Source organism: Mycobacterium sp. M26 (assembly GCF_001494595.1).
GTDB lineage: Bacteria > Actinomycetota > Actinomycetes > Mycobacteriales > Mycobacteriaceae > Mycobacterium.
The window spans coordinates 381,452-408,066 of sequence record NZ_LN929907.1 but is presented as its reverse complement, the minus strand read 5'-3'; the positions used below and the strand labels follow the sequence as shown (position 1 = coordinate 408,066).

Sequence of the window (26,615 nt, the reverse complement as noted above, 5' to 3'; positions counted from 1 at the left end):
GTTTGGCCGATTAACCTGGCATTGCGGCGATCAAGGCGGCAGGATTCTGGCAGCGGTCCGGCCTCCCCACCGGCCGCGCCGGAGAGAGCCATGCCCAAACGCTATGGAGTCAAAGAGAAAGACCAAGTCGTCGCCCACATCCTCGAGCTACTCCTGTCGGGCAGGCTTCGGTCCGGTGACCGCGTTGACCGCAACGAGATCGCGGCCGCTCTCGGTTTGAGCCGCGTTCCCGTGCAGGAGGCCTTGCTTCAGCTCGAACACGACGGCATCCTCATCACGCGCTACCACCGCGGGGCGTTCGTCCAGCAGTTCGACGAGGCCATCCTGCGCGAACACCACGAGGTGCACGGCCTGCTGACCGGAGCGGTATCCGCCCGTGCCGCCACCGACCCCCGGCCTGAGATCCTCGCCGACCTGGAGATGGCGATGGGTGCCATGCGGGCCGCCACCGGCCCACGGAGCTACCTCGACGGGGCCGACCGCTTCCGGGATGTGCTGATCGACGGCTACGCCGGCCCCCGGCTGAAGGCCACCATCAGCTCATCGCGCAGCTTCATGCCGTGGAACTTTTGGGCGGAATACCAGGACGCCCGCGCGCACCTGCTACCCCTCATCGAAGTCGAGTTCACGTCGATCTGCCGGCGCGATCCGGCGGGCGCCCGGCGCGCGTGTGTGGACCGCGCCGACCTGATGGCCGACCTGCTGATCGCTGAACTGGACCGCCGCGGAGTGTTCACGCAGTTGGATTCGCTGTGATCAGAAGCCGTGCTCAGCATGGCATCCCCACTACGTTCTAGTGATGACCACCTACTGGCGCAGGCTGCTGGCCGTCGTGATCGCGCTGCTGCTGATCGTCAGCCTGGCGCCGATGGCCCCGGCAAGCGCCGACCAGTGCGCCCCGCCTGGTGAGAAGTCGGCCAGCGCACTGCCCACCAATCTTGCTGCGGCCGCCCAGGGGCCCGGCGAGGACAAGTACACGACGGCCACCACCGAACCCCTGAGCTCGGTCAACCTCGACGCGCTGCGGCTCATCACGCCCGGAACGCTGACCGTCGGCACGCTCTCGGATGCACCGCCCAGCATCTGCATCAACTCCCAGGGCCAGTTCACCGGTTTCGACAACGAACTGCTGCGGGCGATCGCCGACAAGCTCGGCCTGAAGATCAATTTCGTCGGCACCGAGTTCTCCGGGCTGCTCGCCCAGGTCGCCGCACGCCGGTTCGACGTCGGCTCGTCATCGATCACCACCACCGACGCCCGTCGCCGCACCGTCGGCTTCACCAACGGCTATGACTTCGGCTACTTCTCCCTCGTCGTCCCCGCGGGTTCTCCCATCACCGGCTTCGACAAGCTGGGGCCGGGCCAGCGCATCGGCGTGGTGCAGGGCACGGTGCAGGAGTCCTACGTGATCGACACGCTCAAGCTGCAGCCGGTCAAGTTCCCCGACTACAACACCGTCTACGCCAGCCTCAAGACGCGCCAGATCGACGCGTGGGTGGCGCCCTCACAACAGGCGCAGGGCACGGTCAAGTTGGGCGATCCGGCCGTGATCGTCGAAAACACCTTCAGCTTGGACAATTTCGTCGCCTATGCCGTCGCCAAGGAGAACCAGCCGCTGATCGACGCGCTCAACGCCGGCCTGGACGCCGTGATCGCCGACGGCACGTGGTCGCGGCTCTACAGCGAGTGGGTGCCCCGCGAGCTACCGCCCGGCTGGAAGCCCGGCTCGAAAGCGGCTCCGCTGCCGCAACTTCCCGACTTCGCCGCCATCGCCGCAGCCAATCAGAAGCCGGCCGACGCCACCCCGGTGGCCACGAAATCGGTGCTGACCCAGTTGCGGGAGTCCTTCCTGGACTGGGAGCTGTACAAGAAGGCGATCCCCGATCTCATCAAGACCGGCCTGCCCAACACGCTGCTGCTGACCATCAGCGCCAGCATCATCGGGCTGGTACTGGGCATGGTGCTTGCGGTGGCCGGGATTTCGCGCTCCCGCTGGCTGCGGCTACCCGCCCGGATCTATACCGACATCTTCCGCGGACTGCCCGAGGTGGTCATCATCCTGCTGATCGGACTGGGCATCGGCCCAGTGGTCGGCGGGCTCACCGGGAACAACCCCTATCCGCTGGGTATCGCCGCGCTGGGGCTGATGGCGGCGGCCTACATCGGCGAGATCTTCCGCTCCGGCATTCAGAGCGTGGAACCCGGTCAGCTGGAAGCCTCACGCGCACTGGGCTTCAGCTACTCGTCATCCATGCGACTGGTCGTGGTGCCACAAGGCATACGCCGAGTGCTGCCCGCTCTGGTGAACCAGTTCATCTCGCTGCTGAAAGCCTCCTCGCTGGTGTACTTCCTCGGCCTGGTGGCCAGTCAGCGCGAGCTGTTCCAGGTGGGCCGCGACCTCAACGCCCAGACCGGCAATCTCTCGCCGTTGGTGGCGGCGGGTCTGTTCTATCTGCTGCTGACGATTCCGCTGACCCACCTGGTGAACTACATCGACGCCCGGCTTCGTCGCGGCCGACCACCGGCGGAGGAAGACCCCCTGGATCCCGCACTCACGAGTCAGGAGGTCGTGTGATGGCCGAACATCAGCGTCCGGAGCCGGTCTCGTTGACCGCCAACGATATTCACCTCGCGTTCGGCAACAACGCCGTCCTGCGCGGTGTCGACGTCGAGGTACCCGCCGGGACGACGGCGGCCATTATCGGCCCGTCCGGGTCGGGCAAGTCCACCCTGTTGCGCACGCTGAACCGGCTCTACGAACCGGACAAGGGCGACATCCTGCTCGACGGGCGCTCGGTGCTGCGCGACGATCCGGACAAGCTGCGGCAGCGGATCGGCATGGTGTTCCAGCATTTCAATCTGTTCCCGCACCGCTCGGTGGTGGACAACGTGGCACTGGGCCCGCGCAAGCTCAAGAAGCTGTCCGCCGACGAGGCGCGGGAACTGGCGCTGGCCCAACTCGATCGGGTGGGACTCAAGCACAAGGCCGAGGTGCGGCCCGCGACGTTGTCCGGTGGCCAGCAGCAGCGGGTGGCGATCGCCCGGGCGCTGGCGATGGCCCCGCAGGTGATGTTCTTCGACGAAGCCACCTCGGCGCTGGATCCGGAACTCGTCAAGGGGATCCTGGCACTGATCGCCGAACTCGGCGCCGACGGGATGACGATGGTCGTGGTCACCCATGAGATGGGGTTCGCCCGGTCCACCGCCGACTCGGTGGTGTTCATGGACCACGGCAAGGTCGTCGAGTCCGGGCCACCCGATCAGATCTTCACCGCCGCCACCACCGACCGGCTGCAACGGTTCCTGTCCCAAGTTCTGTAACCACCGTCGGAGAAAACGCGATTACCGAACGGTTGACAAGCACAGACAGGTTAGACTAGCGAACTATGATTGAGACCGAACCGCAGGTCACCGACCTGTCCGGGGAGTTGCAGCGCGTTCTCTCCAAGTTGTTCTCGGTCTTGCGCCGGGGCGATCCGCGAACCCCGACGGGCGGCGACCTCACCCTCGCCCAGTTATCGATCCTGCTCACTCTGCTGGAGACCGGTCCGATCCGGATGACCGAGCTCGCCGCCCGCGAGCGGGTGCGCACCCCCACCACCACGGTGGCGATCCGTCGGCTTGAGAAGCTCGGCTTGGTCAAGCGGTCCCGCGACCCCTCGGATCTGCGGGCCGTTCTGGTCGAAGTGACCCCGGAAGGGTTGGTGCAGCACCGCGATGCACTCGCCCTGCGCCGCGCGCACCTGGCCTCGCTACTGGCCAAGCTCAGCGACGAGGAACGCGACACCCTGGCCAGGGCACTGGCCCCCCTGGAACGGATCGCCGACCAGTCGGAGTCCTAGCCCAGCCAGTCCAGGACGGCGGCCGCGGTCCACGACTGCTGCATGCTGCCCAGCGGTTCACCGGTGAACGGCTCGTAATACTCGGCGAAGGTGCCGTCGCTGGCCTGCCGCAAGCCTTCTCGGCGCAGAATCAATGACCGCTCGGACCAACCGCGGCGGGCGAACGCCCACGAGAACAACCATGTCAGGACCGGCCACACCGGGCCACGCCAGTACTCGCGCGGCCGAAAGTCCTTGGACACCGGCGACGTTGACGGGATCACCGCGTACTTGAGGTCGGGATGCCCGCAGAACCGGGGGCCTTCCAGGATCCGCAGCAATGCCCGCTCCTGGTCGTGCGGCAAGCCCCCGCACAGCAGCGGGGCGAACTGCGCCGCCGTTTCGGTGGCAATCCACTTGTCGGCGCGTACATCGAAATCCTTTGCCGCACCGGTACGTTCGTCGGTGGTGGCGACAACGCCGGTGCGGAATCGATCGGCCCACGAGTACAGCTCGCGGACGTCGGCCAGCGGCCGCTTGTACTCCTCGCCGATGTTGGCCAGCACGTCGCAGGCCAGCGCGAAGATCGCCGAGACGAACACGTCCTCGACGGCGAAGCTCATCACCTTCGGCAATAGTTCGTCGTCGTAGCGGGCGGATTTCATCTCCTCGAGCAGCCACAGGTAGCGGTCGTACTCTCGGTCCGAGGGCCGCTGGCTGGGGTCGGTGACGATGTGGTTGTCCTCGCGCTGATACTCCGGCACGTTTCCCGGAATCACGTTGGCGTAGGCCGAATCCCACCGCGGCGAGTTGTCCATCCCGGACTCCCAGCCGTGGTAGAGCGTGATGCGGCCGCGCTCGTTGTGGTCGCGAGCCTCCGCCAGCCAGCGATGCCAGCGGACCAGATCCGCCCACCGCCGGTCCAGGAACGCCTCGGCGACGGCGCGGGTGGAGCGTCCCCGCATCCGGGCGCGGTCGAGGATGCGCTGCACTGCGATCGCGTGCACGGGCGGCTGCGTGATACCCGAGGTGTGGCGGCTGCGGGGGGCGTGGGCGGCCAGCGCCGAACAGGCCCAGCGGGCCGGCCCCGGGAAGTACCCGTCGACCCCGTGGGCGAACACGATGTGCGGGATCATCCCGTTGGTCCACTGCGCGGACAATAGGGTGTCGAGTTCCACGACGGCGCGTTCGACGCTGAGCGGGGCCAAACCGACCGCCACGAAGGCCGCGTCCCAACTCCACATGTGCGGGTAGAGCTGGGGGGCGGCGGAGGTCATCACCCCCAAGTCATTACCGCGCAGCAAGTATGCCGCTCGGGCGGCCAGCTGCGTCGGACCGAAGCTCGGGTCGAATGCCACGCGTTCATTCTGCGACGTGCCGCTGTGAATCGCAGGTCGGTAGGGTGACGAGTATGCCGAGCGAGGGTGATCCGGGGATCAGGACCGCGTTGATCACCGGGGCCGGTGGCGGTATCGGATCCGCGATCGCCGAGGCGCTGGCCCCCACCCACACCCTCCTTTTGGCCGGTCGGCCCTCGGCCCGGCTCGACGCTCTCGCCGCGCGGCTGGGGGCCACCACCTGGCCGCTTGATCTGGCCGATGCGGAATCGATTGAGGCGGCGGCCGAGCCGCTGGCCGAGCTGGACGTGCTGGTCCACAACGCCGGGGTGGCCTACCCGGGCCGGTTCGACGAGTCGATCCCCGAACAGTGGCGGGCGTGTTTCGAGATCAACGTGACCGGACCGGTCGCACTGACCCTGGCGCTGCTGCCTGCGCTGCGGGCGGCGCGCGGTCAGGTCGTGTTCATCAACTCCGGTGCGGGTCTGAACGTCTCGCCGGGTCTGGCAGCGTACTCGGCAAGCAAGTTCGCACAGCGCGCGTTCGCCGATACGTTGCGCGCCGACGAACCCAGTCTGCGCGTCACCAGCGTGCACCCGGGCCGCGTCGACACCGAGATGCAGCAGGATCTGGTCGCTTACGAAGGTGGCGAGTACGACCCGGCGCGCTTTCTGAAACCGGAGACCGTCGCGCGCATCGTCGCCGAGGTGATCGCCACTCCGCCGGACGCCCACACCCATCAGGTCGTCGTCCGCCCCCGGTGATTTCGGCGCGGTTGACGTCGCTCAGCGACGATTAGCGCGCCGAAATCGCGGCCCGGATGACTGCGATGACGCGCTCGGGGTACTCAGTCAGGTCCAGCCAGGTAAACCTCAAGATCTGCCAGCCGGCGAGCGCAATGTCGTTCTGCCGCCGCCGATCACTCTGGAAGACCTCCTCATCGGTGTGGAAGGCGAAGCCGTCGATCTCGATAGCGATCTTGCGTGCGGGAAACGCGGCATCGACCTTGTAGCCAGCCACCGGGTGGTTGGTCCGCCATCCGGTGAGCCCAGACTGCCGCAATAGGGCAACGAGTATGCGCTCAGCTTCCGATCGGGCGCCGTCGGCGGCACCTTGAAGAAGTCGACGAGCGGCTGGCGCTCCGTAGCGGCCAGCATTGCGAAGATGCGCGCGCCATAGAGCTCTCAGGTCCAGGCGTTGCTGAAGCGCCCGATCCATGAGCTTGACGCCGCCGCGGCGCCGCACCGATGCCTCCACCACTGTGAGGGCGAGTTCCGTCACGTTCAGGCCCCGGACGACTGTGACGTCTGCGGTGCCAAGGTTTCGTCGTCGTACTCGGGCCCCTTCGTGACTCCGGCCATGACTGTTCCTCGGGACGGTCACCTCGACGATGTCGGGAGGAAACATCGTCAGACGATGCCACCAGGCGGCGGCCAGTCCGCTTGCCGCTGCGTGCTCACCGTGCGCCCACACTGCAGCCCGGATTCTGGCTGCGTCGCTGAACTCACGATCATCGACGAAGTAGACGCCGCGGGCGTAGCGGCGCCAGTCGCCCGCGCGCACGCGCCGTTGAATCGCTGAGTTGCTGAGCCCGACACCGTTGGCCTGCAGGAGCGTGATGACGCCATCTTGTTGCCGAAGCAGTTCATTCAACACACCAAAGAAGGACGTGCCGCACAGCAGTCGGGTTCCATCCCTCGCGATTTCGGCGCGCTTGGCGTCGCTGAGCGACGATAAGCGCGCCGAAATCCCTAGAGAACGAGGTTGACCAGTCGGCCGGGCACCACGATGACCTTCTTGGGCGTGGCACCGGCCAGGAACGCCTGCACCTTCTCGTCGGCCAGCGCCGCGGCCTCCAGACTGGCCTTGTCGGCATCGGCGGCCACCGTGATGCGGCCCCGCACCTTGCCGTTGACCTGAACCGGGTACTCGACGGTGTCGGTCACCAGGTAGGTCTCGTCGGCGACGGGGAACGGGCCGTGCGCCAGCGACGTGTCATGGCCCAGTCGACGCCACAGTTCCTCGGCCAGGTGCGGCGCCAGCGGCGCCACCATCAACACCAGCGGTTCGAGCGCCGCGCGGGCGGTGATGCCCTCCTTGGTGAGGTGGTTGGTGTACTCGATCAGCTTGGCGGCGGCGGTGTTGTTCCGCAGGCCCGCATAGTCGTCGGAGACCCCCGCAATGGTGCGGTGCAGCAAACGCAGGGTGCCCTCGTCGAGCGACTCGTGCTCGGAAACCCGTTCAGCGCCGGTGGTTTCGTCGACGACCAGGCGCCAGACCCGCTGAAGGAACCGGTGCGCGCCGACAACGTCCTTGGTGGCCCAGGGGCGCGAGGCCTCCAGCGGACCCATCGACATCTCGTACACCCGCAGGGTGTCGGCGCCGTAGCTGTCGCAGATCTCGTCAGGTGAGATCGAGTTCTTCAGGCTCTTGCCGATCTTGCCGAACTCCTGGAACACCTCAATTTCGCCGTCAGAGCCGGGCAGGAAGAACTTCCCGTCGCGCTCCACCACGTCGGCGGCCGGAACGTAGGCCCCGCGCGCGTCGGTGTAGGCGAACGCCTGGATGTAGCCCTGGTTCACCAAGCGGCGGTAGGGCTCCCGCGAGGTGACATGTCCGAGGTCGTGCAGCACCTTGTGCCAGAACCGCGAGTAGAGCAGGTGCAGCACCGCGTGCTCGACACCACCCACATACAGATCGACGCCACCCGGGTCGGACGGTCCGTGCTCAGCCGGCCGCGGCCCCATCCAATACGCTTCGTTCTCCTTGGCGCAGAACTCTTCTGCGTTGTGCGGGTCGGCGTAGCGCAGCTCGTACCAGGAACTGCCAGCCCACTGCGGCATGACGTTGGTGTCGCGGGTGTAGGGCTGCAGGCCGTCGCCGAGGTCGAGGTCGACGTGCACCCAGTCGGTGGCCTTGTTCAGCGGCGGCGACGGCTCGCTGTCGGCGTTGTCGGGATCGAACAGCACCGGGGAGTAGTCGGCGATATCCGGAAGTTCCACCGGCAGCGCCGAATCGGGTAACGGATGTGCCCGGCCGTCGGCGTCGTAGACGATCGGGAACGGCTCACCCCAGTAGCGCTGTCGGGCGAACAGCCAGTCGCGCAGCTTGTATTCGATGCGGGCCCTGCCGCGACCGTCCGCCTCGAGGCGCTCGGTGACCGCCTTCTTGGCGTCCTCGACGTTCAACCCGTCCAGGTACTGCGAATTGACCAGCGCACCGTCACCGACGTAGGCGGCCTCGGCCACGTCGCCACCGGAGATGACCTCCAGGATGGGCAGCCCGAACTCGGAGGCGAAATCCCAGTCCCGCGGATCGTGACCGGGTACCGCCATGATCGCTCCGGTGCCATAGCCCACCAGGACGTAGTCGGCGATGAAGATCGGAACCTGTTGTCCATTGACCGGATTGGTCGCATAAGCACCCAGGAACACACCGGTCTTGGTCTTGTTCTCCTGGCGCTCCAGATCCGACTTCGCGGCAATCGCGCGCCGGTAGGCGGCCACCGCCTCAGCGGGCGTTTCCGCGCCCGCAGTCCACCGCGGATTCACGCCGTCGGGCCACTGCGCGGCGAGCAGGCCGTCGACCAGTTCGTGCTCGGGGGCGAGCACCAGATACGTCGCACCGAAAAGAGTGTCGGGGCGGGTGGTGAACACCTCGATATCGGTGCCGTCGGCACCGAACAACACCGAGGCGCCAGTGGACCGGCCAATCCAGTTGCGCTGCATGGTCTTGACCTTCTCCGGCCAATCCAGCACGTCGAGGTCGTCGAGCAGCCGATCGGAGTAGGCGGTGATCCGCATCATCCACTGCCGCAACCGCTTACGGAACACCGGGAAGTTGCCGCGCTCGCTGCGGCCCTCGGAGGTGACCTCCTCGTTGGCCAGCACGGTGCCCAGACCGGGGCACCAGTTCACCAGCGAATCAGCCCGGTACACCAGCCGGTAGCCGTCGACGACGTCGGCACGCTCCCCCGCCGACAACGACGACCAGGCCCGGCCGTCATCGCGAGTTCTTGTCCCGCTCTCGAACTCGGCGATCAACTCGGCGATCGGCCGGGCCTTGTTCTGCGCGGTGTCGAACCATGCGTTGTAGATCTGCAGGAAAATCCACTGCGTCCACTTGTAGAAGTCGACGTCGGTGGTCGAGAAGCTGCGCCGCTGATCGTGGCCCAGGCCCAGCCGGCCCAGCTGACGGCGGAAGTTGACGATATTGGCTTCGGTCCGGACCCGGGGATGGGTACCGGTCTGCACCGCGTACTGCTCGGCAGGCAGGCCGAAGGCGTCGAAGCCCAATGCATGCAGCACATTGCGGCCCGTCATCCGGAAGTAGCGGGCGTAGACGTCGGTGGCGATGTAGCCGAGCGGATGGCCGACGTGCAGACCCTCACCCGAGGGGTAGGGGAACATGTCCTGCACGAACATCTTGTCCTCGGGCACGGACGAGCCGTCCGCAGGGGCCAGCGAGCCGACCGGGTTGGGCACGTTGAAGGTGCCCCAGTTCTGCCAGTTGTCCTGCCAGGTCGCCTCGATCCGCCCCGCGAGCTCGGCCGTGTAGCGGTGCCGCGGCACATCGGTGTCGGCGTCAGCGGTCTCCGCGGTCGGCGATTCGGTCACGCAGACAGGGTATAAGGACGCTGATCGGCCCTGCCGACCCGGCAAGCGGCTGTGACCTGGCTCCCACACGTGCCCGAGTGTGACGGTTGCCCCCGGCCCCGCAACAGCTTGATATCGGTTGCGTTGCAGAGCGGTCAGAGGTTGGTTCCAGCTGTGTTCCGGCCCTACCCTCCGGTCTTCGCCTGCGGATACAGTCGGCCCTCTGACAAGGGGTTTGAACAGGCCCAACACTGTCGAAAAGGACATCTGCGATGATCACGAACGCCCGTAATTGGCGGGTACTTGTAGGTGGTGTGGCAGCCGGGACGGCAGCCGTGCTCGGGTTTGCCGGCGCTAACGCCTCGGCCGAACCGGTCCTCCCCGTCCAGCCGGCACCCGCCACCGTCACCCAAACCGTCACCGTCGCCCCGCAGGCCGCATCGGTGGTACCTACGCCCGCCACGGCGGCACCGCTCGAAGTACCCACCACCGTTGCCGCCCCTGCCGCGGTCGCCGCGCCGGAGACCCTCGTACCGGCCACCTCCGGCACCCTCGCCGACTTCTTCAAGGAGAAGGGCGTGGTGATGGAGCCGCAGAAGGCCAGCGGCTTCACCGCACTCAACATCGTGCTGCCGATGCCGCGCGGCTGGAGCGTGGTGCCCGACCCGAACGTTCCCGACGCGTTCACCGTCCTGGCCGACCGCGTCGGCGGCGACGGGCTCTACACCTCCAACGCCCAGCTCAAGGTCTACAAGCTCGTCGGCGAGTTCGATCCGAAAGAGGCGATCACCCACGGCTACGTAGACAGCCAGCAGCTGTTCGCCTGGCAGTCGACCGACGCGTCGCTGGCCGATTTCGGCGGTTTCCCGTCCTCGATCATCGAGGGCACCTACCGCGAGAACGACCTGACGCTGAACACCTCCCGGCGCAACCTGATCGCGCAGTCCGGCGCCGACCGCTACCTGGTCTCGCTGTACGTGACGACCTCGGCCAGCCAGGTCGTGGCCACCGCGGACGCCACCGACGCGATCGTCAACGGCTTCCGGGTGACCTCCCCGACCGCGACGCCGGCCACCCCGGCGGCACCTGCCGCAGCCGATCCTGCGGCCGCCGCATCGGCGGTCGCGGCGCCGAGCACCGCACGCCCCCGGCCAGCCAGGTCGTGGCCCCCGCGGACGCCCCCGACGCGATCGTCACCGGCTTCCGGGTGACCTCCCCGACCGCGACGCCGGCCACCCCGGCGGCACCTGCCGCAGCCGATCCTGCGGCCGCCGCATCGGCGGTCGCGGCGCCGAGCACCGCGCCGGCGGCGGCCCCGTTGACCAACACCGCGGCCACCGCGACCGTGACTGCCACTGTCACCGTTCCGGCGGATCCGACGCAGCAGCGCTGACCCCCGCCTCGTACAGTGGCTCCATGCTGATTGCCGGCGTGGTGTGCCTGATCCTGGCCGTTCTGGTCGGTGGTTCGGGCCTGTGGACGATGAACCGTCCGGCCACTGACCTCACCTCCGAGGTGATGCGAGCGGTGGCTCCGACGCAGCTGGCGGCCGCGCTGATGCTGGCCGCCGGTGGCATCACGGCGCTGGCCGCACCCACCACCACCGGGCTGGTCGTCCTGGTCGTCTGCGTCCTGGGTGCTCTCGGGACCGTCGGCGCCGGCTCGTGGCAGGGTGCCCGCTACGCCGCCCGCCGGGAAGCCACCGCGACGGGATGCGCGGGCAGCTGCACCAGCTGCGTGCGGACCTGCCAGTAATCCATTGATGCGGGGCGCGCTGTCGCGGATACCCGTCGACACGTTCCTTGTGCTGCTGGTCGCCGTCGTCGCACTGGCGACCGTACTGCCCGCCCGCGGAACGGCAGCCGATGTGCTGTCCGTGGCGACCAAGGCCGCGATCGCACTGCTGTTCGTGCTGTACGGCGCGCGGCTGTCACCCCAGCAGGCCTGGCACGGCATCCGGCAGTGGAAGTTGCACCTGCTGGTGTTGGCCACCACCTTCGTGGTGTTCCCGCTGCTCGGCCTGGCGGCCAAAGTCTTGGTGCCCACGGTGCTGACCACCGACCTCTACACGGGCCTGCTGTTCCTGTGCCTGGTGCCTTCGACCGTGCAGTCCTCGATCGCGTTCACCTCGATCGCCCGCGGTCACGTCTCGGCCGCGATCGTCAGTGCGTCGCTGTCGAACATCCTCGGGGTGGTCCTGACGCCGCTGCTGGTGGTCGCGCTGATGCCGTTGAGCGGGGCGCCGCACGTCGACGGCTCGGCGATCGGGGACATCGTGCTGCAGCTGTTGCTGCCGTTCGCCGTCGGGCAGCTGCTGCGGCCGTGGCTGGCGCCCTGGGTGACCCGGCACTCCGCGCTGACCAGTGCGGTGGACCGCGGCTCGATCCTGCTGATCGTCTACGCCGCGTTCTCGGTGGGGATGACCGAGCACATCTGGAGCAGTGTGCAGCCCTGGCGGGTGGTGGCCGTCGCCGTGCTCAGCGCCGTGTTGCTGGCGGTGGTGCTGGGCATCACGGTGCTCACCGGAAAGCTGGCCCGACTGGACCGCGGCGACGCGATCGTATTGATGTTCTGCGGGTCCAAGAAGAGCCTGGCCTCCGGCCTGCCGATGGCCCTGGTCCTGTTCCCGGCGTCCAGCGTGGGCCTGATCATGTTGCCGCTCATGCTGTTTCACCAGATCCAGCTCTTCGTCTGCGCGGTGATCGCCAGCAGGCTGGCGCGCAGTGCGCCGGACTAGTTGCGGCTCACGTCGATGGGGTGGGTCGCCAGCAGCGACAGCGGCAGCGGCTGACGGCGCAGCACCCGGCCCCACAGATCGACCTTCGGTTCGACGAGAACATCAGAAGGCAAGGCGGACAACACGATCCAGTCGTCGCGTTCGATCTCGCCCTCGAGCTGGCCGATGGTCCAGCCGGAGTAGCCGGCGAAGATGCGCACGCCTTCCACAGCGGGCTCGATCAGCTCGGGGTCGGCATCGAGATCCACCATCACCATCCGGCCGGCGATATGGCGCAGACCGGGCATGCCCTGCGGATCGGTGCCGACGCGCAGGGTGCCCAGGCACAGCGCGGCATCGCGTTTCACCGGGCCGCCGATGAACATCGTCTTGGGTTTGGTGGCCAGCTTGGCCCACTGCGGCAGGACGTTGTAGACCGCGGTCTCGCTGGGCCGGTTGAGCACCACCCCGAGGGTGCCGCCGTCGTTGTGCTCGACGACGTAGATGACACTGCGCCGGAACGTCGGCTCCATCAGATCGGTGTTGGCCAACAGCAGAGTTCCCGCCCGCACACGGTTGGCTGCGGGCGCGACGAAGTCCTCGGGATCCTCCGGCTGTGCCACCCCACCATCATGGCATCACCATGCTGTCGAGGTGGTGAACAGGCAGAGCCCTGACAGAGATTTGTACTGTTGGACGGATGGTCGACGCCCGTGCACCCGGCTCGCTGTGGCGTGCGGTGCGCGGCATGCCCGAGTTCTGGCGCCTGCTCGAGCTCCGCACGGCAAGCCAGTTCGCCGACGGTCTCTTTCAGGCCGGGCTGGCCGGCGGACTGCTGTTCAACCCGGAACGCGCCGCTGACCCGTGGGCGGTGGCGGGGGCGTTCGCCGTGCTGTTCCTGCCGTATTCGATCGTCGGCCCGTTCGCGGGAGCCCTGCTGGACCGCTGGGATCGCCGCGCGGTACTGGTCGGCGCGAACGCCGGCCGGCTGCTGCTGGTGATCGCCGTCGGTGTGGTGCTGGCCGCCGGTGCCACCGACCTGGTCGTGCTGTGCGGGGCGCTGATCGTCAACGGCTTCAGCCGGTTCGTGACCTCCGGACTGTCCGCAGCACTGCCCCACGTCGTCCCCCGCGATCAGGTGGTGACGATGAACTCGGTGGCCACCGCCACCGGCGCCACAGCGACTTTCCTCGGCGCCAACTTCATGCTGGTGCCGCGCTGGATCTTCGGTGCCGGCGATACCGGCGCGGCGACGATCATCTTCCTGGTCGCCATCCCCGTCGCGGTGGCCCTGATGCTGTCGCTGCGGTTCCCTTCGCACGAGCTGGGCCCCGACGAGACCGAGCGGGCCGTGCACGGTTCGGCGTTCTACGCCGTGGCCACCGGCTGGATCTACGGGGCGCGCACCGTGCTGAGCACCCCGACCGTGGCGGCCACCCTGTCCGGACTGGCCAGCCACCGCATGGTGTTCGGCATCAACTCACTGCTGGTGCTGGTGATCGTCCGGCACAGCGACACCCCCGCCGTCACCGGCCTGGGACTGGGCACCGCCGTCATCTTCGTCGCCGCCACCGGGCTCGGCTCCTTCCTCGCCAACGTGCTGACCCCCTCGGCGGTGCGACGCTGGGGCCGCTACGCGACGGCCAACGCCGCCCTGCTCAGTGCGTCCGTCATCCAACTGGCCGGGGCCACCCTGGAATTGGTGGTCATGGTGGTGTGCGGTTTCTTCCTCGGCCTGGCCGGTCAGGTGGTCAAGCTCTGCGCCGACACCGCGATGCAGATCGACGTCGACGACGCCCTGCGCGGGCATGTGTTCGCCGTGCAGGATTCGCTGTTCTGGGTGTCGTTCATCCTCGCCACGACGGTATCGGCGGCGGTGATCCCGGCCGACGGGCACGCACCGCTGCTGGCGCTGGTCGGCTCGCTGATCTATCTGGTCGGCCTCGCTGCGCACGCGGCCATCGGCCGACGCGGAACCGCCACGCTCTAGGCTGACGCCCATGGCCGATGCGGGTCCGATCATCGACGATCTCCGTGCCGAGAGCGACGCGCTCGACGCGCTGGTCGCACCGCTGCCCGCCGTCGAATGGGCGCAGCCCACCCCGGCCGCCGGATGGACGATCGCCCACCAGATCGCGCACCTGTGGTGGACCGACATCGCGGCGCTGACGTCGATCACCGACGAGGCGGGTTTCGCTGAGATGCTGGCCGCCGCGAACAAGGACCCGCTCGGGTTCGTCGACAAGGCCACCGAGGAACTCACCGCGGCCACCGCACCCGACGAGCTGCTGGCACGCTGGCGCGAGACCAGGCCGCGGCTGCACGAGGAACTGCGCGATGTGCCCGACGGCCGCAAGCTGAGGTGGTTCGGGCCGCCGATGAGTGCGCCGTCGATGGCCACGGCACGGCTCATGGAGACGTGGGCCCATGGTCTGGACGTGGCCGACGCGCTCGGCGTCGAGGTGGTCGCGACACCGCGGCTGAAGTCGATCGCCCACCTCGGGGTGCGCACCCGGGACTTCGCCTTCACCGTGCACGGATTGACCCCGCCGACCGAACCGTTCCGGGTGGAGCTGACCGCCCCCGGTGGCCAGCTGTGGGAGTGGGGACCCGCGGACGCCGCCCAGCGGGTGACCGGCTCGGCCCTGGATTTCTGCCTGCTGGTGACCCAGCGGCGGCCGCGCGGCGAGCTCGACGTCACGGCGCACGGGGCCGATGCACAGACCTGGCTGACGATCGCGCAGGCCTTCGCCGGGCCGCCCGGAAGCGGCCGCTAGAGCGGGCTGGCGTCATCGGCGGCACCGTCCGCGTCGGCGTCGATGAGCGCCACGTTCCAGCGGCCGTCGCCGTCGGTGTCCACCCACCCGGTGCCGGCGCCGCCGAGTGCCCGGTCGGCCAGGCCGTCCCGGTCGACGTCGAGTAGCCGCTCGGGTTGCCCGTCGCCGTCGATATCGGCGGGGCCGCCGATGTGGTCGACGCCGTCGAGACCGAACCACCGCAGCGGGCCGGGCGGGCCGGTGGCCGTCACCGTCCAGGTGCCCGACCCGTCGTCGGTGTACTGGCTTTCCGGCGTGCCGTCATCGTCGAGGTCGAGGACGGCGTGATCGGCCAGATCGTCTCCGTCGAGATCGGCCAACGCATCGTCGAAGAGGCCGTCGCCGTCGAAATCTATTCGGACAGCGTCGAATTCACCATCACCGTCGATGTCGAGATCCGGCGCGCCGCTGTACATCGCCGCCGTCCCGTCTCCGGGACCCAAGCAATACTCCACACCGGTTAGACGGTGGGCGTGTCCTTCGCGTTCCACCACGCCAGCAGTTCGGCGGTGGCTTCCTCGGGGCTGAGCGGGCCGCGATCCAGCCGCAGCTCCTTGAGGAAGTTCCAGGCCTCACCGACCTGCGGACCCGCCGGGATGCCCAGCAGCTGCATGATCGCGTTGCCATCCAGGTCTGGCCGGACCTTCGCCAGATCCTCCTTGGCCGCCAACTCGGCGATCCGCTCCTCGAGGTCGTCGTAGTTGGCCTGCAGCCTGGCCGCCCGGCGCTTGTTGCGGGTGGTGCAGTCGGCGCGAACCAGCTTGTGCAGCTTGGGCAGCAGCGGGCCGGCGTCGGCGACGTAGCGGCGCACTGCCGAGTCCGTCCACTTGCCGTCGCCGTAGCCGTGGAACCGCAGATGCAGGTAGACCAGCTGGGACACGTCGTCAACCATCTGCTTGGAGTACTTCAGCGCCCGCATTCGCTTGCGGACCATCTTGGCGCCGACCACCTCGTGGTGGTGGAAGCTCACCCCGCCGTCCGACTCGTGCTTGCGGGTGGCCGGCTTGCCGATGTCGTGCAGCAGCGCCGCCCAGCGCAGCACCAGGTCCGGTTCGCCGGGCTCTTCGAGTGCGATCGCCTGCCGCAGCACGGTCAGCGAATGCTGGTAGACGTCCTTGTGCTGGTGGTGTTCGTCGATGGCCATCTGCATGCCGCCGATCTCGGGCAGCACCACATCACCCATCCCGGTCTGCACCATCAGATCGATCCCGGCCAGCGGGTCGGCACCCAGCAGCATCTTGTCCAGTTCGACGGCCACCCGTTCGACGGTGATACGTCCCAGCTGGGGCGCCATGTCCACGATGGCCTCGCGGACCCGGTCGGCGACGTCGAACTGCAGTTGGGAGACGAACCGGGCGGCGCGCAGCATGCGCAGCGGGTCGTCACCGAAGGACACGGCGGGCTCGGCGGGGGTGTCGAGAATACGGCGGCTCAGCGCGCCCAATCCGCCGAGCGGGTCGATGAAGTCACCGGGGCCGTCCGCGGTGATCCGGACCGCCATCGCGTTGACGGTGAAATCGCGGCGGACCAGATCGTCTTCCAGGCTGTCGCCGTAGCGCACCTGCGGGTTGCGGGACACCTGGTCGTAGCTGTCGGCGCGGAAGGTGGTGATCTCCAGCCGCTGACCGGACTTGCCGACACCGACGGTGCCGAACTCGATACCGGTGTCCCACAGCGCGTCGGCCCACGACCGCACCAGACGCTGCACCTCGTCGGGCCGCGCGCTGGTGGTGAAGTCCAGGTCGTTGGTCAGCCGGCCCAGGATCGCGTCGCGCACGCTGCCGCCGACAAGGTAGAGCTCGTGTCCGGCGGTGCTGAACAGCGCACCCAGCTCACGCAGCAGCTCGCCCTGCTCGTTGAGCGCGACGAGGGCGCGGGCGAGGAGCTCGACGTCCTGGGAGGGGTGGGACACGTCGGGTCAGCCTAATCGTGTCCGGCGAGTGCGGGCGGGGCGGCCATCGCGTGCCAGCTACTATCGCTTGGGTGTCGGACGGCGAACAGGCCAAACCACGACGGCGCCGAGGTCGGCGTCGCGGCCGTCGCGCTGCCGGTCCGCCACAGCACATCGCGGCCGACAACAGCGCGCCGCAACCCGGCACCGAACCCTCCCCCGCCACCCAGGCTGACGTCGCAAAACCCCGGCCCGGCAAAGCCAACCGCCCACGCCCCGACCGACGCCGCAACCCGGCACCGAACCCTCCCCCGCCACCCAGGCTGACGTCGCAAAACCCCGGCCCGGCAAAGCCAACCGCCCACGCCCCGACCGACGGGCCCCGGTGCGTCTGCGCACCGTGCACGAGACATCGGCGGGCGGGCTGGTCATCGACGGGATCGACGGCCCGCGGGAAGCTCAGGTCGCCGCGCTGATCGGGCGGATGGACCGGCGCGGGCGGATGCTGTGGTCGCTGCCGAAGGGCCACATCGAGCAGGGTGAGACCGCCGAGCAGACCGCGATCCGCGAAGTGGCCGAGGAGACCGGGATCCAGGGCGACGTGCTGGCCGCGCTCGGCAGTATCGACTACTGGTTCGTCACCGAAGGCCGCCGCGTGCACAAGACCGTGCACCACTATCTGTTGCGGTTCTCCGGTGGGGAACTGTGCGATGAGGACGTCGAGGTGACCGAGGTCGCCTGGGTGCCACTCGACGAACTGCCGCGCCGGCTGGCCTACGCCGACGAACGCCGGCTTGCCGAGGTCGCCGGTGAGCTGATCGAACTCCTGCAGTCCGACGGGCCGGCCGCACTGCCGCCGCTGCCCCGGATGGCGCCGCGGCGGCGCCCCCAGACGCATTCGCACACCCGCAACCGTCGTTCCGACGAGGCCGGGCCGCGCCAGTCCGGCCCGCGGACGAACGGCTGCGGTCCGGGGACGTGAGCATGCCCGCCCGGGTGGCCGGCGTGCTGCGGCTGCTGGCGGCGCTGGTGGTGCTCGCCCTTGTCGTCCTGCCCCACGCCGTCGCCCCGTCCGCCGCGGGCGAGCCCGGCTCGACACCGTTTCTGCGGGTCCGTATCGACACCGTGACACCGGACCTGGTGACCACCACCAGCGAGCCGAGTTTCACCGTCACCGGAACCATCACCAATGTCGGCGACCGCCCGGTGCGCGATGTCGTCGCCCGCCTCGAGCACGCCGCCGCGGTCACCTCGTCGTCGGCGCTGCGCACCAGCCTGGACGGCAGCACCGACCAGTACCAGCCCGTCGGCGAATTCACCACCGTCGCCCCGGAGATCCAGCGCGGCCAGGCCGTCGGGTTCACCTTCACCTACCCGATCCGCGGCGGGCAGGTGCCGACGCTGGGCATCGACCAACCCGGGGTGTACCCGCTGCTGGTCAACGTCAATGGCACCCCCGACTTCGGTGAGCCGGCCCGCCTCGACGACGCCCGCTTCCTGCTGCCGGTGCTCGGCGTACCACCCGACCCGGCTACCGCCGGCGGTGACGCGCTGGCCGATGTCGTCCCACCCGACACCACCAAACCCGTTGCGGTGACGATGCTCTGGCCGCTGGCCGACAAGCCGCGGCTGGCGCCCGGCGTCCCGGGCGGCACCACCCCGGTGCGATTGATGAACGACGATCTGGCGGTGTCGCTGGCCGCGGGCGGCCGGCTCGACACCCTGCTGACGGCCGCCGAATTCGCCACCAGCCCGGCGGTCGATCCCGACGGGCAGACCGGCCGGGCGCTGTGCCTGGCCGTCGATCCCGACCTACTCGTGACGGTCAACGCGATGACCGCCGGCTACGTGGTGGCCGACGCCCCCGACGGGCTGGGTACTGCATCGCACCCCGGCACCGGGCAGCCCGCCGCGGTGGCGTGGCTGGACAAACTGCGCGGGCTGGCCAAGCGGATGTGTGTGACGGCCACCCCGTATGCGCAGGCCGACCTCGCCGCGCTCAAGCGGGTGGGCGACACCGGTCTGCAGGCAGCAGCCACCACGAACGCCGGTGACATCGTCGACCAGATCCTCGGGGTCACCTCGACCCGCGGCGCCACCGTCCTCGGGGACGGCCCGCTGACCGCCCCGGCGGTCGACCTCCTCAACGGTCAGGGACCGACCGTGGCGATCGCCGCGGCCACCATCACCGCGCAGGATTCCGCCACCGGTGAGCCGATGATCGCCGACGTCGCCGCGCAGCGGCTCTCCCCACAGGTGGTGGTGGCACCGTTCGACCCCGCCGTCGGCGCCGCACTGGCCGGGGTGGGCACCGATCCGGACCTGCCGACCTACGTCGACTCCTCGCTGTCGGTTCCGCTCGACCACGATTCGACAGTGGCACGCCGCCAGGACGCCCTCGCCTCGATGCTGTGGCGGGCGCTGCAGCCGTCCGCCGAACCGCGCACCCAGATCCTGCTGCCGCCGCTGAAGTGGAGTCCGCAACCCGACGACGCCCAGGCGATGCTGACCGCCCTGGCCACCACCATCCGGTCCGGGCTGGCGATCCCCCGCCCGCTGCCGGCGGTGATCAGTGAGTCCGCCGGGCTACCGCCCGCCGAGAACCCCGCCCCGGTCGCCTCCGACGACACCCGGGGCCGGTTCGACGACGACGTGGTCTCCACCATCGCCGGTCAGGTCGGCCGGTTGTGGGGCCTGACGGCGTCCTTGACCACGGACCCGCGCACCGGACTGACCGGCCCGCAGTACACCGCCCCGCTGCGCGAGGACATGCTGCGCGCGCTGAGCCAGACCGAGCCGCCGCAGACCCGCAACGATCTGGCCCGTCAGCGGCTGGCCGTGGTGGGCCGGACCATCGACGACTTCTTCCGCGCCGTCACCATCGTCAACCCGGGCGGGTCCTACACCCTGGCCACCGAGCACAGCCCGCTACCACTGGCGGTGCGCAACGATCTGGCGGTGCCGATCCGGGTACGGCTGCAGGTCGACGCCCCGCCGGGGATGACCGTCACCGATATCGGGGAACAGGAGGTGCCGCCCGGCTACCTGCCGCTGCGCATCCCGATCGAGGTGCACTTCACCCAGCGGGTTGCCGTGGACGTCACACTGCGCACCCCGGACGGCCTGGCCCTCGGTGAGCCGGTCCGGTTGTCGGTGCACTCCAACGCCTACGGCAAGGTGCTGTTCGCCATCACGCTGGCCGGTGGCGCGGTGCTGGCCCTGCTCGTCGGCCGCCGGCTCTACCACCGGTTCCGCGGCCAGCCCGACCCCGCCGACCTCGACCGGCCCCGCCGGCCCAGCACTCCGGGCGCAGACGCATGACGCCGCCGTCGCGCAAGCCGGTCCCCTACGTCTCGCCCGGCCCGGGCACCCGCGCGGTACGCGCCGAGTTGTCCGACGCCGCCGTGGTGTCGCGGTCATGGGGGATGGCCTTCGCCACCCTGATCAGCCGGATCACCGGGTTCATCCGGATCGTGCTGCTGGCGGCCATCCTCGGCGCCGCCCTCTCCAGTGCGTTCACGGTGGCCAACCAGCTGCCGAACCTGATTGCGGCGCTGGTCCTCGAGGCCACCTTCACCGCAATCTTCGTGCCGGTGCTGGCCCGCGCCGAGCGCGACGATCCCGACGGCGGCGAAGCGTTTGTGCGACGGCTGGTCACGCTGGCCACCACGCTGCTGCTGGTGGCCACGATCATCTCGGTGGCCGCCGCCCCGCTGCTGGTGCGGTTGATGCTCGGTCGCGATCCGCAGGTCAACCAGCCGCTGACCACCGCGTTCGCCTATCTCCTTCTGCCGCAGGTGATCTTCTACGGATTGTCCTCGGTGTTCATGGCAATCCTGAACAACCGCAACGTGTTTGGGCCACCTGCCTGGGCGCCGGTGGTGAACAACGTGGTGGCCATCGCCACACTCGGGTTGTACCTGATCGTGCCGGGGCCGCTGTCGGTGGACCCGGTCGAGATGGGCAACGCCAAGCTGCTGGTGCTCGGTGTCGGCACCACGCTCGGGGTGTTCGCACAGACCGCGGTGCTGCTGGTCGCGATCCGTGCCGAACGGATCAGCCTGCGCCCGCTGTGGGGTATCGACGATCGGCTCAAGAAGTTCGGCACCATGGCGGCCGCCATGGTGCTCTACGTCCTGATCAGTCAGGTCGGCCTGGTGGTGGGCAACCAGATCGCCAGTACCGCAGCGGCATCCGGGCCGGCGATCTACAACTACACCTGGCTGGTGCTGATGCTGCCGTTCGGCATGATCGGCGTGACGGTGCTGACCGTGGTGATGCCCCGGTTGAGCCGCAATGCGGCGGCCGACGACATTCCCGCCGTGCTCGCCGACCTGTCGCTGGCCACCCGGCTGACCATGGTCACGCTGATCCCGATCGTCGCGTTCATGACCGTCGGCGGACCGGCGATGGGCAGCGCGCTGTTCGCCTACGGCAAGTTCGGTGAGGTCGACGCGAACTACCTCGGCATGGCGATCACGCTGTCGTCGTTTACGCTCATCCCCTACGCGCTGGTGCTGCTGCAGCTGCGGGTCTTCTACGCCCGCGAGCAGCCGTGGACACCGATCCTGATCATCGTGGTGATCACCGCGGTCAAGATCGCCGCCTCGCTGGTGGCACCACACCTGACCGACGACCGCGAACTGGTGGCCGGCTACCTGGGTGCAGCCAACGGGCTTGGTTTTGTGGCCGGTGCCGCACTGGGTTACGTGCTGCTGCGCCGGTCGCTGAACCCGCCGCGCGGCAGGCTGCTGGACCTTGAGGTCATTCGCACGATCCTGGTCACCACCGCCGCCTCGCTGCTGGCCGGGATGGTCGGCTATGTCGTGGACCGACTGCTCGGGCTGCAGGCCCTGACCGTGCACGGCGGCGGTGCAGGCTCGCTGCTGCGCCTGGCCGTGCTCGGCGTGATCATGCTGCCGATCGTGGCGGCCGTCATGATCGCCGCCCGGGTGCCCGACGCGGTCGCCGGCTGGGCGGCGGTCAAGCGCCGGATCACCCGGACCCCACCGGTAGCCGCGACTCCAACGGCAACCGTGGACCCGGCCCCCGCGAATCCCCACGTCACGTACCCTGAGCACAGCAATTCGTCAGGAGCGGGCCGCGCCCCCCTCCGGTACGAAACTCCGGCACCGGTTGCCGGAGCAGGGACGGGGAAAGGACCGATGGTGAGCGACGAACCTTCGGGCACGCCTCCCACCGGTACTCCGGGTGATGCCACCACGAAGATTCCGCGTCAGGCCGCCGACGATTTCCAGCCCGATGTCCCCTCGGACATCCAGGTCGGCACCGTCGCGCCGACGGTCGGGCCCAAGCCGCCGAACGCCGACTTCGCCGGTGATCCCAGCCGCGAACCGATCGCGTTCGACGCCCCCCGCGAGCCCGCGATGGAGCCCTCCGGCGTCGACGACGACACCCCGCTGATTCCTGGCGCGAGCGTCGCCGGCGGACGCTACCGCCTGCTGGTGTCCCACGGCGGCCCGCCCGGGCTGCAGTTCTGGCAGGCCCTGGACACCGCGCTGGACCGTCAGGTGGCGCTGACGTTCGTCGACCCCGACCGGACCCTGCCGCCCGAACAGGTGCAGGAGATCCTGGCGCGCACCCTCAAGCTCAGCCGCATCGAGCGGGCCGGCGTGGCCCGCGTGCTCGACGTGGCTAACACCGGTTCGGGCGGGCTGGTCGTCGCGGAGTGGATCCGCGGCGGCTCCCTCAAAGAGGTCGCCGACACCTCACCGTCCCCCATCGGCGGAGCGCGGGCCGTGCAGTCCCTGGCCGCGGCCGCCGGTGCCGCCCACGAAGCCGGGGTGGCGCTGTCCATCGACCACCCCAGCCGGGTGCGGGTCAGCATCGAGGGCGACGTCGCGCTGGCATTCCCCGCGACGATGCCCGGTGCCACCCCGGAGGACGACATCCGCGGCATCGGTGCGGCGTTGTATGCACTGCTCGTCGACCGGTGGCCGCTGCCGGAATCCGGCACCCCCAGTGGTCTGGCTCCGGCCGAGACCGACCCCGCCGGTGAAGCGCTCGAGCCGCGCGCGATCGACCGGGACATCCCGTTCCAGATCTCCGCGGCGGCTGCCCGCTCGGTCCAGGTGGGCGGCGGAATCCGCAGTGCACCAACGCTTTTGAATCTGCTGCAGCAGGCCACCGCGGTGGCTGACCGCACCGAGCTCATCGAACCGGTCGGCGGCCCCACCACGGCGGCCCGCCCGGACACCGAAGACGACGCCGAGGCCGCGGCGCGGCGCAAGCGCAACCTGCTCATCGGGGTGGGTATCGGCGCCGGTGTGCTGGTGATCGCCCTGATCGTGCTGGCCTCGGTGCTCAGCAGCATCTTCGGTGACGTCGGCGGCGGCCTCAAGGGTGATCAGCTCGGCCTGAACCCGTCGACGTCGGAGAGCGCCACCGCCTCGGGTGACGCCGTGAAGTCCATCAAGGCGACGGTGTTCTCGCCGGCCGGTGGCGCCGACAACCCTGACAAGGCCGGGCTGGCACTGACCGGTGGTCCCGGTTCAGGCTGGGCCACCGACACCTACACCGACCCGGTGCCGTTCCCGAACTTCAAGAACGGCGTCGGCCTGCTGCTGCAACTGCCGGAGCCGACGAAGGTCGCCAGCGTGTCGCTGACCGTGCCCAGCACCGGGACCCAGGTGCAGATCCGCTCGGCCTCGACCGCCAACCCGGCCAGCCTGGACGACACCACCGTGCTCGTCCCGGCCACGACGTTGAAGACCGGTTCCAACACCATCGAGGTCAACGCCTCCTCGCCCACCTCGTACCTGCTGGTGTGGATTTCCACGATGGGCACCACCAACGGCGAGAACCGCACCGAGATCTCCCAGCTGAGCGTGAAGGCCGCTTCCTAACAGGGGTGAAGTGCACCGCCGGCCGGGCGGCCATACCGTCCGGCCGTGACCAGCTTTCCCCGCACCGACGCCGACCTGCTGGCCGCCCACGTCGCCGGTGATCGCTACGCCTTCGCCGAGCTGGTCGGCCGCCACCACCCTCGGCTGTACCGGTTGGCCCGCTCGACGACACGCTGTGCCGAAGACGCCGACGACGCCCTGCAGGATGCGCTGCTGGCCGCCCACCGCGGGGCGGCGTCGTTCCGGCACGACGCTGCCGTCGGCAGCTGGTTGCACCGCATCGTCGTCAACGCCTGCCTGGACCGGATGCGCCGGATTCGGCCGACCGCTGTGGCCAGCGACGAGGTGTGCGGGTCGGTCGGGGATCGCACCGGACAGGTCGACACCGCGATCACTGTGCGCCGGGCGCTGATGCGACTACCGACGGAGCAGCGTGCGGCGGTGCTGGCCGTCGACATGCAGGGCTACTCGGTGGCCGACGCCGCCGCGCTGCTCGGGGTCGCCGAGGGCACCGTCAAGAGCCGATGCGCCCGGGCCCGGGCCCGGCTGGCGGTTCTGCTCGAACCCTGAGACGGCACACTGGTCGGGTGGAGCCCGATCACGCCGACGCCGCGCACACCGTGGCTCCCGGCGACGGCTCAGCCCGCCCGGCCGCCCACGCGGCCCGGCCGACCGGGCAGTACCGCCGGCTGGTGGCCGCAGTGATCGGCGCGGCCGCCGTGCTGGCCGCCGCCGGGGTCGGCACGACCGCGCTGCTACGCTCGGATGACACCGCTCCCAGTGCCCTGACGAGTGCGAACATGATCACCGTCACCCCGACGGTGCCGCTGACGTCACGCGACCTGGTAGCCTTGGTCGGCCGCAGCCCCGACTTCGGGCCGCTAGCCGACGAGAGCAAACGGGCATCCTGTCTGACCGGCCTCGGTTACCCCAGCACGCAGCAGATTCTGGGGGCTGAACCCTTGCAGATCGACGGCAAGCCAACGATTCTGCTGGTGCTGCCCGGCGACCGCCCCGAGGAGCTGGTGGCACTGGCCGTGGCACCGACATGCAGTTCGGTGACCACCGGGCTGGTCGCCGACACGACCGTGCGCCGCCCATAGTTCACGCCCGGGAACACCCCGGCCTACCCTGTTGTTTGACCAGGTGCCCTGGACGTCCCGACGCGCAGGCCACCCCGCCCGCGACGACCGGGACCGGAGCAGAAAGGCTGGAATGACCGCCACCCCTACCGTGCATGACGTCATCGTCATCGGATCAGGCCCCGCTGGCTACACCGCAGCGATCTACACCGCGCGCGCCCAGCTCAAGCCCTTGGTCTTCGAAGGGACCTCCTTCGGCGGCGCACTGATGACCACCACCGAGGTGGAGAACTTCCCCGGCTTCCGGGCCGGGATCACCGGTCCGGAACTGATGGACGAGATGCGGGAGCAGGCCCTGCGCTTCGGCGCCGACCTCCGGATGGAGGACGTCGAGGCGGTGTCCCTGGACGGCCCGATCAAGGAGGTCGTGACCTCCGACGGTGAGAAGCACCTCGCCCGCGCCGTCATCCTGGCGATGGGCGCCGCCGCCCGCTACCTGGGTGTGCCCGGCGAGCAGGAGCTGCTCGGCCGCGGCGTGAGCGCCTGCGCCACCTGTGACGGCTTCTTCTTCAAGGACCAGGACATCGCCGTGATCGGCGGCGGCGACTCGGCCATGGAAGAGGCCACCTTCCTCACCCGTTTCGCGCGCAGCGTCACCCTGGTGCATCGTCGCGACGAATTCCGGGCATCCAAGATCATGCTGGAGCGCGCCCGGGAGAACGAGAAGATCACCTTCCTGACCAACACCGCCGTACTGGCCGTCGAAGGTGACACCACCGTCAGCGGCCTGAAGGTCCGCAACGTCATCACCGGCGAGGAGTCCACCCTGCCGGTGACCGGCGTGTTCGTCGCCATCGGCCACGATCCGCGTTCGGAACTGGTACGCGACGCCGTCGACGTCGACCCGGAGGGCTACGTCCTGGTTCAGGGCCGCACCACCGCCACCACGCTGGACGGCGTCTTCGCCGCCGGCGACCTGGTGGACCGCACCTACCGCCAGGCCATCACCGCCGCCGGGAGCGGCTGTTCGGCCGCGATCGACGCCGAACGCTGGCTGGCCGAGGCACACGAATCCAGTAGCACCGACACGATGATTGGGGCACAACGATGAGCGACGACCACAACACCGTCACCGTCTCCGACGACTCGTTCGCCGAGGATGTGCTGAGCAGCAGTACGCCTGTGCTGGTTGACTTTTGGGCCACCTGGTGCGGACCGTGCCGGATGGTCGCCCCGGTCCTCGAGGAGATCGCCACCGAGAAGGCGGGGTCGCTGACCGTCGCCAAGCTCGACGTCGACGCCAACCCGGCGACCGCGCGCGACTTCCAGGTGGTCTCGATTCCGACCCTGATCCTGTTCAAGGACGGCGAGCCGGTGAAGCGGATCGTCGGGGCCAAGGGCAAGGCTGCCCTGCTCCGGGAGATCGCCGACCTCGTGTAGGTCGAGACGAATCTGTTACGGGCGGCCTCGCCTGCCGTTTTCCGAATTGGA

Annotated in this window: 23 protein-coding genes and 1 pseudogene; 18 read left to right on the top strand and 6 right to left on the bottom strand. The window is 69.1% G+C overall.

From position 1 onward, the window contains the following. The first annotated feature begins 90 nt into the window (after window positions 1–90). The 4 genes from BN3385_RS02020 to BN3385_RS02005 all read left to right on the top strand — a co-directional run bounded on the left by BN3385_RS02020 (window position 91) and on the right by BN3385_RS02005 (window position 3,842). On the top strand, window positions 91–756 hold the full coding sequence (locus BN3385_RS02020) for a GntR family transcriptional regulator (RefSeq protein ID WP_059014592.1): 666 nt from the start codon (window positions 91–93) through the stop codon (window positions 754–756). A gap of 112 nt (window positions 757–868) precedes the next feature. Further along, window positions 869–2,575, top strand: a complete 1,707-nt coding sequence (locus BN3385_RS02015) for an ABC transporter substrate-binding protein/permease (protein WP_502688049.1) — start codon at window positions 869–871, stop codon at window positions 2,573–2,575. After that, window positions 2,575–3,321 carry an amino acid ABC transporter ATP-binding protein gene (locus tag BN3385_RS02010; protein WP_059014588.1) on the top strand — a complete coding sequence of 249 codons (747 nt, stop codon included), beginning with the start codon at window positions 2,575–2,577 and terminating at the stop codon, window positions 3,319–3,321. Before BN3385_RS02015 ends, BN3385_RS02010 begins: the two co-directional genes overlap by 1 nt. Window positions 3,322–3,386: 65 nt before the next feature. After that, the gene (locus tag BN3385_RS02005) at window positions 3,387–3,842 is read left to right on the top strand and encodes a MarR family winged helix-turn-helix transcriptional regulator (protein ID WP_059014586.1); all 456 of its coding nucleotides are present in this window, start codon (window positions 3,387–3,389) and stop codon (window positions 3,840–3,842) included. Here BN3385_RS02005 and ggh read toward each other — a convergent pair. Further along, window positions 3,839–5,179 carry a glucosylglycerate hydrolase gene (gene ggh, locus BN3385_RS02000; RefSeq protein ID WP_059014584.1) on the bottom strand — a complete coding sequence of 447 codons (1,341 nt, stop codon included), beginning with the start codon at window positions 5,177–5,179 and terminating at the stop codon, window positions 3,839–3,841. The two genes, BN3385_RS02005 and ggh, sit on opposite strands and share 4 nt — an antisense overlap. Before the next feature lie 77 nt (window positions 5,180–5,256). On the opposite strand from ggh, the gene BN3385_RS01995 reads away from it, so the two are divergent. After that, window positions 5,257–5,922 (top strand): SDR family oxidoreductase, encoded by a 666-nt coding sequence (locus tag BN3385_RS01995; protein WP_059016279.1) that lies wholly within the window; start codon window positions 5,257–5,259, stop codon window positions 5,920–5,922. Between the two features lie 31 nt (window positions 5,923–5,953). Here the strand turns inward: BN3385_RS01995 and BN3385_RS01990 are convergent, their stop codons facing one another. Beyond that, window positions 5,954–6,814 carry a PDDEXK-like endonuclease domain-containing protein gene (locus BN3385_RS01990; protein WP_059014582.1) on the bottom strand — a complete coding sequence of 287 codons (861 nt, stop codon included), beginning with the start codon at window positions 6,812–6,814 and terminating at the stop codon, window positions 5,954–5,956. A gap of 95 nt (window positions 6,815–6,909) precedes the next feature. Further along, on the bottom strand, window positions 6,910–9,774 hold the full coding sequence (gene leuS / locus BN3385_RS01985) for a leucine--tRNA ligase (RefSeq protein ID WP_059014580.1): 2,865 nt from the start codon (window positions 9,772–9,774) through the stop codon (window positions 6,910–6,912). Window positions 9,775–10,025: 251 nt separating this feature from the next. Between leuS and BN3385_RS01980 the strand changes: the two genes are divergently transcribed. From BN3385_RS01980 to BN3385_RS01965, 4 genes are read left to right on the top strand one after another with little or no spacing between them, the layout of a single operon-like run. Further along, window positions 10,026–10,964: an LpqN/LpqT family lipoprotein gene (locus BN3385_RS01980; RefSeq protein ID WP_082690236.1), complete on the top strand. Its 939-nt coding sequence runs from the start codon at window positions 10,026–10,028 to the stop codon at window positions 10,962–10,964. Beyond that, window positions 10,961–11,146, top strand: coding sequence for a hypothetical protein (locus BN3385_RS01975; RefSeq protein ID WP_197415103.1), 186 nt, complete (start codon window positions 10,961–10,963; stop codon window positions 11,144–11,146). The genes BN3385_RS01980 and BN3385_RS01975 overlap by 4 nt, the downstream gene beginning before the upstream one ends. Before the next feature lie 23 nt (window positions 11,147–11,169). After that, on the top strand, window positions 11,170–11,508 hold the full coding sequence (locus BN3385_RS01970; RefSeq protein WP_059014576.1) for a hypothetical protein: 339 nt from the start codon (window positions 11,170–11,172) through the stop codon (window positions 11,506–11,508). A 7-nt stretch (window positions 11,509–11,515) separates the two neighbouring features. Next, a complete protein-coding gene (locus BN3385_RS01965) occupies window positions 11,516–12,490 on the top strand; it encodes a bile acid:sodium symporter family protein (protein WP_059014574.1) in 975 nt (324 codons plus the stop codon). On the opposite strand, the gene BN3385_RS01960 is transcribed toward BN3385_RS01965, so the two are convergent. Further along, complete coding sequence (locus BN3385_RS01960; protein ID WP_059014572.1) at window positions 12,487–13,092, bottom strand: YqgE/AlgH family protein; 606 nt, start codon at window positions 13,090–13,092, stop codon at window positions 12,487–12,489. The two genes, BN3385_RS01965 and BN3385_RS01960, sit on opposite strands and share 4 nt — an antisense overlap. 77 nt (window positions 13,093–13,169) lie before the next feature. Between BN3385_RS01960 and BN3385_RS01955 the strand changes: the two genes are divergently transcribed. Together BN3385_RS01955 and BN3385_RS01950 are read left to right on the top strand one after the other, a co-directional pair. Next, window positions 13,170–14,459: an MFS transporter gene (locus BN3385_RS01955; RefSeq protein WP_059014571.1), complete on the top strand. Its 1,290-nt coding sequence runs from the start codon at window positions 13,170–13,172 to the stop codon at window positions 14,457–14,459. Window positions 14,460–14,469: 10 nt separating this feature from the next. Next, window positions 14,470–15,246, top strand: coding sequence for a TIGR03084 family metal-binding protein (locus tag BN3385_RS01950; protein WP_059014569.1), 777 nt, complete (start codon window positions 14,470–14,472; stop codon window positions 15,244–15,246). Here the strand turns inward: BN3385_RS01950 and BN3385_RS01945 are convergent. Both BN3385_RS01945 and BN3385_RS01940 read right to left on the bottom strand, forming a co-directional pair. Beyond that, window positions 15,243–15,740 carry a hypothetical protein gene (locus BN3385_RS01945; protein ID WP_059014568.1) on the bottom strand — a complete coding sequence of 166 codons (498 nt, stop codon included), beginning with the start codon at window positions 15,738–15,740 and terminating at the stop codon, window positions 15,243–15,245. The genes BN3385_RS01950 and BN3385_RS01945 overlap by 4 nt on opposite strands. Window positions 15,741–15,745: 5 nt before the next feature. Beyond that, window positions 15,746–17,197, bottom strand: a complete 1,452-nt coding sequence (locus BN3385_RS01940) for a CCA tRNA nucleotidyltransferase (protein WP_059014566.1) — start codon at window positions 17,195–17,197, stop codon at window positions 15,746–15,748. Between the two features lie 71 nt (window positions 17,198–17,268). On the opposite strand from BN3385_RS01940, the pseudogene BN3385_RS27935 reads away from it, so the two are divergent. From BN3385_RS27935 to trxA, 7 genes and pseudogenes are all read left to right on the top strand, one after another. After that, window positions 17,269–18,158, top strand: a pseudogene (locus tag BN3385_RS27935) (NUDIX hydrolase). Between the two features lie 2 nt (window positions 18,159–18,160). Then, window positions 18,161–20,497 carry a DUF6049 family protein gene (locus BN3385_RS01930; protein WP_059014564.1) on the top strand — a complete coding sequence of 779 codons (2,337 nt, stop codon included), beginning with the start codon at window positions 18,161–18,163 and terminating at the stop codon, window positions 20,495–20,497. Then, complete coding sequence (gene murJ / locus BN3385_RS01925) at window positions 20,494–24,042, top strand: murein biosynthesis integral membrane protein MurJ (protein WP_059014561.1); 3,549 nt, start codon at window positions 20,494–20,496, stop codon at window positions 24,040–24,042. Before BN3385_RS01930 ends, murJ begins: the two co-directional genes overlap by 4 nt. A 45-nt stretch (window positions 24,043–24,087) precedes the next feature. Next, window positions 24,088–24,612: an RNA polymerase sigma factor SigM gene (sigM, locus tag BN3385_RS01920; RefSeq protein ID WP_059014559.1), complete on the top strand. Its 525-nt coding sequence runs from the start codon at window positions 24,088–24,090 to the stop codon at window positions 24,610–24,612. Between the two features lie 17 nt (window positions 24,613–24,629). Further along, the gene (locus BN3385_RS01915) at window positions 24,630–25,145 is read left to right on the top strand and encodes an RsmA family anti-sigma factor (protein WP_059014557.1); all 516 of its coding nucleotides are present in this window, start codon (window positions 24,630–24,632) and stop codon (window positions 25,143–25,145) included. A gap of 112 nt (window positions 25,146–25,257) precedes the next feature. Then, a complete protein-coding gene (gene trxB, locus BN3385_RS01910) occupies window positions 25,258–26,235 on the top strand; it encodes a thioredoxin-disulfide reductase (RefSeq protein WP_059014555.1) in 978 nt (325 codons plus the stop codon). Then, window positions 26,232–26,564 carry a thioredoxin gene (trxA, locus tag BN3385_RS01905; RefSeq protein WP_059014553.1) on the top strand — a complete coding sequence of 111 codons (333 nt, stop codon included), beginning with the start codon at window positions 26,232–26,234 and terminating at the stop codon, window positions 26,562–26,564. Before trxB ends, trxA begins: the two co-directional genes overlap by 4 nt. Window positions 26,565–26,615: the final 51 nt, after the last annotated feature.